The organism is Gardnerella massiliensis (assembly GCF_003408845.1).
In the GTDB taxonomy this organism is placed as follows: domain Bacteria; phylum Actinomycetota; class Actinomycetes; order Actinomycetales; family Bifidobacteriaceae; genus Bifidobacterium; species Bifidobacterium vaginale_H.
The window spans coordinates 478,863-483,080 of the sequence record NZ_LRTV01000001.1; the positions used below are offsets into that span (position 1 = coordinate 478,863).

At 48.8% G+C, this 4,218-nt stretch carries 5 protein-coding genes and 1 pseudogene; 1 reads left to right on the top strand and 5 read right to left on the bottom strand.

Translation table 11 applies throughout. From position 1 onward, the window contains the following. A partial coding sequence (locus AXE77_RS06700) for a hypothetical protein (RefSeq protein WP_205727508.1) occupies positions 1–232 on the top strand: 232 nt, incomplete at its 5' end. A gap of 176 nt (positions 233–408) precedes the next feature. Here AXE77_RS06700 and AXE77_RS01880 read toward each other — a convergent pair. The 5 genes and pseudogenes from AXE77_RS01880 to AXE77_RS06775 all read right to left on the bottom strand — a co-directional run. After that, entirely contained in the window at positions 409–966 is a 558-nt protein-coding gene (locus AXE77_RS01880) for a SixA phosphatase family protein (RefSeq protein WP_116711863.1), read from the bottom strand. Positions 967–976: 10 nt separating this feature from the next. Next, complete coding sequence (locus AXE77_RS01885) at positions 977–2,116, bottom strand: tRNA (adenine-N1)-methyltransferase (protein ID WP_116711864.1); 1,140 nt, start codon at positions 2,114–2,116, stop codon at positions 977–979. A gap of 118 nt (positions 2,117–2,234) precedes the next feature. After that, entirely contained in the window at positions 2,235–3,278 is a 1,044-nt protein-coding gene (gene tsaD / locus AXE77_RS01890; RefSeq protein WP_116711865.1) for a tRNA (adenosine(37)-N6)-threonylcarbamoyltransferase complex transferase subunit TsaD, read from the bottom strand. A gap of 2 nt (positions 3,279–3,280) precedes the next feature. Next, the gene (gene rimI, locus AXE77_RS01895) at positions 3,281–3,835 is read right to left on the bottom strand and encodes a ribosomal protein S18-alanine N-acetyltransferase (RefSeq protein ID WP_116711866.1); all 555 of its coding nucleotides are present in this window, start codon (positions 3,833–3,835) and stop codon (positions 3,281–3,283) included. Between the two features lie 25 nt (positions 3,836–3,860). Then, positions 3,861–4,218 (bottom strand): annotated as a pseudogene (locus tag AXE77_RS06775) (tRNA (adenosine(37)-N6)-threonylcarbamoyltransferase complex dimerization subunit type 1 TsaB); the annotation flags it as partial.

Genomic DNA, 4,218 nt, shown 5'->3' on the forward strand with positions numbered 1-4,218 from the left:
TAAACTCTGCGTGCTAATCGTTAATAACCTCATCTTATCGCAGAGATTTTTCGATTTTTCTTCTTCGCTCGACTTGTCAGTAGCCTACGGCTCTGACGTCCGTCTTCGCTCAGTGCAAAAAATCTCAAATCTCTACCACACTGGTATTTGTGCAACTAAAGTCGAGAAATTAAGCTATGGATTGGTGCATGGCTGGGAATTATTATTGGTGTGGCGTGTGCAGCAGCGTTGATGATAGTGTTCTCTAATCAACAGGAATCAGCGTCAGCAGAGCACTGATGCAAAGCTTCCGACTGTTTTGCTAGATTCCGTCAGTTTCTATACAACGCTGTAAAGAAACCGTCACTTTTTAACGAGATTCCGTTAGTTTCTATACAACGCTGTAAAGAAACCATCACTTCGTATAAGCTACTCGAAGGATTTGGGAGTGAGGACGGCGAGAGCCGTAGCACCACGCAAACCGCAAGTAGAAAATGGACGATCCGCCACAAGCACCACCACCGACGCGTTAGCAAGCCCCAAACGCATCGCACCAAGCACATCCGGATCCGAATCCGGCGAAGAAAGCCACTGCGCAGCCATAGACATCGTAGGCTCGTGGCCTACAATCATAGTGACGCGCGCATCCGCACGAACAGCCTGAAGCTCATCCATAACCGACTGCATACCGCCGTCGTACAAGTTTTTGCGAGATACAACAACAGGAGCATCGCCGAAACGTTTCAGCATCTTCTGCAGAGTCTGTTCGGTGCGATTCGCGCTCGAGCACACGATATAATCCGGCACAAGTTTCAAAGATTCCAAACCTTTTGCCATGATTTTCGCTTGTTTCAAGCCCTTATCAGTAAGCCCACGGCCCCAATCGTCTCCCATTTCAGGAGCCTCAGCTTTGGCGTGACGCATCAGCAATAAAACGTATTTACTATGACGTACCTTTTTTACCAGCTTTTTCATTGGTGATGCCATCGTTCGCCTCCTATTGGGCTTTCTTTTCTACATCATCAGATTGCGCAACCGCAACCTCGTGCTTATCGCCCGGCAGTTGCGCAAGTTGCAAATCTAAATCACGCAAAACTTTACGCAACTTACGGTCAGAAATATCGCGAAGCGACAAGTCCTCCAACTGCTCAGCACGCTCTTCAGCGGTCATGTCGTCAATGTCAGTAACCGTATCTTTGGTACCGTGCTCGCGTTTCTTAAGCGCAACGAAACCATCGGCCATTGCGCGCGAAACAATCAAAAATCCCGTGTGACCAATCATCGCGTGATCCGGACGCACCGCCAAACCTTGAGCTTTCCACGAGCGCTCCAACGTCTCCTGAATCTCCGGCTCAGTCCACACGCCGCTTTCTCGCAACGCTTCAGCCATTCGAGACATTTGCGTCGTAGTCGTCACGTACGCAATAAGCACGCCTCCCGGCACAATAACGCGATGCGCCTGTTCGAGACGATTCCAAGGGTCGAGCATATCAAGCATAATGCGGTCCACACTGTGCTCGTCTAAAGTTTTCGCAACCGAATCAAAATCGCCCGTAAGCAAATTCCACCAAGCAGGACGCTTCCCGTAGTACAAAGTTGCGTTAGATTCGGCAATACGCGCGAAATCCGGACGAAGCTCAATCGTAGTGAGATTGCCGCACTCTCCAACCGCGTCCAAAAGACTTAAGCTCATAGCACCAGAGCCAGCCCCCGACTCCAAAACACGCATGCCGGAGCGAATATCTCCTAAAGCAATTACTTGCGCAATATCTTTCGGATACATAATTTGCGCGCCTCTAGGCATAGAAAGCACATAGTCGACCATGCGCGGACGCATAACAACGTAATCCCAGCCGCCAATAGCACGAGCCGCCTTCCAAGGCTTATTTCCAGATTTTGAAAGGTCTTTAGATTCCTGATTTTCGCTATTTTGTAACGTTTCGCGCTTTGCACTAACGGTAGTTATAACAACGCCTTCATTGCGTCCAATCACGTCGTCGTGACAAATAAGACCATGCTCAGTTTGCGTAACGCCGCCTGCAACAAGTTGCGCAGTAATTCGCTTACCTTTGCGATCGGTGAACTGAATTTTCTCACCTACTCGTAAAGCTCCTCTACGCAAATTATCTTGCTGCACTCAACACCTCGCTTATTGCAAAAATACTACGAACACGCATATAGCAGCGCTATACAATTACTCCACCGACTATTTTACGGCAAACCCACAATAAAGCTCGTCAAAACTTACTAAAGCTTTACAAACTTACGGTAGTAAGCGGCATTGCAGAATCGATTGCGAAATCAGGCGCAGAAGGACGAACCCCCGCTTCCACCAAGTTGACACCTAGCATCGCAACCATCGCACCGTTATCCGTGCAAAGTTTAAGTTCCGGCAGACGCACTTCAACACCATGCTCCTTGCCTTGCTGTAGCAAATGTTCGCGCAGCTGCGAGTTAGCAGAAAAACCGCCGCCAATCATCAGTGTCTTCGAACCGTACTGCTCGCAGCCCATCATTGCCTTGCGCGAAAGCACATCCGCCACGGAATTAGCCAGAGAAGCACACACGTCGTCAACTGGAATATCAAGCCCCTGAGCTTGTCTTGCTTCCACCCAGCGAGCAACAGCAGTTTTTACACCCGAGAAGCTGAAATCGTAAGGATGCTCCTTGCCGGAACGTCCTTGCGTCAAGCCTTGCGGCACCTTTAAAGTATCAGGATTACCAAGCCTACCGTGCCTGTCAATATGAGGGCCGCCAGGATATGGGAATCCAAGCAAGCGCGCAACCTTATCAAAACACTCGCCAGCAGCATCGTCCAAAGTTGTACCAACAACGTCAATACTTCGCGCAATATCGTTCACGTGAAGCAGCGAAGTGTGGCCGCCAGAAACGATAAGTGCCAAAACGTCCGGAGGAACGTCACCAAATTGCAATTGCGTTACTGCAATATGCCCAATTACGTGATTAATACCGTAAATTGGCTTATTTGCAGCCCAAGCCAACGCTTTAGCGCCAGAAACACCTACAGCCAAGCAGCCTGCGAGACCTGGTCCTGCACTCACCGCAATCGCGTCGACGTCACTTAAATCCATGTTTGCGTCAGCTAAAGCTTGAGACACAACCGGCACAAATGCTTCAGCGTGAGCACGAGACGCGATTTCTGGAATCACGCCACCGTAGCGCGCGTGCTCTTGCATAGAAGAAGCCACCACATTTGATACCAGCGTGCGTCCGCGCACAATAGCTGCGGCAGTTTCGTCGCAGGTCGATTCAATTCCTAATACGATTGCTTCGCTCATGACTATTCCTTGGTTGCATTACTTTCTTTAGTTGATTCAAACAGGTTAATTTCACTTAAATCAGCACACATTGTGTACGCGTCCACACCTTCCGGCTGATAGTATCGTTTGCGCAAACCCATGCGCGCAAAACCAAACCGCTCATACAATGCGAGCGCAGGAATATTGTCAACGCGCACTTCTAGCAGCATGCGCTTAGCGCCAATTTGTTTTGCGGTTTTTACCATTGTGAGCAAAAGTTCAGACGCTATGCCTTTTCTTTGGTATTGTTTTGCGACGCCGATTGTCATAATTTGCGCATCGTCACCGTCAAACCAGTAGCCAGCATACCCGCGTAGCGTATTCGTATTGTTGTCAATATCGGCGTAATATGCGCGCATGGGAGCCTGTAACTCTTGCGAAATCATACGCTCATTCCATGAGCCTTTGCCAAATAAATCGGCTTCAACAGGCGCTATTTTTTGCGCTAAATCATCGCACGTAAAATCGCACTTAGGCACTCTATTACAACTCTCGGCTACTGCAGGAAATTGAGAACGCGTTATATCAACAATCATAATTACTCAAATCGTTAAAAACGTTCTATTTTTCCTTGGCTTTATTTGCGGCACCAGAACCGAGCACATGCTTAAGCGGATTTGGCACGGAAACGTCCGGGCGACGCAAATACAACGGATCAGCCGCCGCAACTCGCTCATTATTTCGCGATTCCTCTAAAGCGCACTGATCAAAAATTTGCAAACCGCAAAGTCCTAAATCAAGCGCCGAAACGTCAGCAATCAAACCAATTTGCGCAATATTTCGCCAATCTTCAACATATTTTTTAGCTCCGTGACCGAGCACATCCACGCAATAATCCTCGCCAGCCGCGCCAGCCTCACCAGCCATGCTTGCCATATACTCATTCACGCGCGCAGTTACGTTAGCAGGGTAGTCAATA